The sequence below is a fragment of the Komagataeibacter kakiaceti JCM 25156 genome (assembly GCF_000613305.1).
Genome location: NZ_BAIO01000793.1, coordinates 1 through 773 on the forward strand (window position 1 = coordinate 1; position 773 = coordinate 773).

Sequence of the window (773 nt, forward strand, 5' to 3'; positions counted from 1 at the left end):
CTGCGCGGCGTGGAGCAGGGCGATGATGTCGTGCATGTCGCAATTGCTGCGCAGGCCCAGACCGGCCACGATCATGGGCGTGCGCCCCCGGCCCGGTGGACGGCGTAGGTGGTGACGCCCATGCCGGGGCGAAAGGCGTGAAAGCGCCCGATCGGTTCCAGATGTTCCACCTGCATGCGGGTCAGCGTGCCGCCCCATTTCGCATGCGCGGCCATGACGGCCGCCTCGCTCTCCAGTGTGACGGCGTTGGCCACCAGCCGCCCGTGGGCGGGCAGCGCCTGCCATGCCGCATCGAGCATGCCGGGATTGCTCACGCCCCCGCCAATAAAAATGGCATCGGGCGGGGTCATGCCATCGGCCAGCATCTGGCGCAGGATGTCGGGCGCGCTTCCCGCCACGACCCGCAGCGCGGGCACCCCGAGATTGAGGGCGTTATGGGCGATCCGCGCGCCGCGTGCGGGGGATTTTTCAATGGCGATGGCGCGGTTGGCGGGGTGGCGCAGCATCCATTCAATGCCGATGGACCCGGAGCCGCCGCCAATATCCCATAGCATCTCCCCCCGGCGCGGGGCCAGCGCGGACAGGGTGGCGGCACGGATCTCGCGCTTGGTGATCTGCCCGTCATGGGCGAACATCCCGTCAGGCAGGCCACAGGCCAGCGGGATGACCAAAGCATCGCGGTCCGCCACGATGTCCAGCGCCATCAGGTTAAGCCGGGGCGGGCGTGGTGCGTCGTCCCGCGCCATCTGTGCAACCGTTGTGGTGTGGCGGGT

General features: G+C 69.2%; 1 protein-coding gene. It reads right to left on the reverse strand.

All coding sequences use genetic code 11. The features are described 5' to 3' along the window. Window positions 1-71: 71 nt before the first annotated feature. On the reverse strand, window positions 72-773 hold a 702-nt coding region (gene cbiT / locus JCM25156_RS18995; protein WP_034961373.1), incomplete at its 5' end, for a precorrin-6Y C5,15-methyltransferase (decarboxylating) subunit CbiT.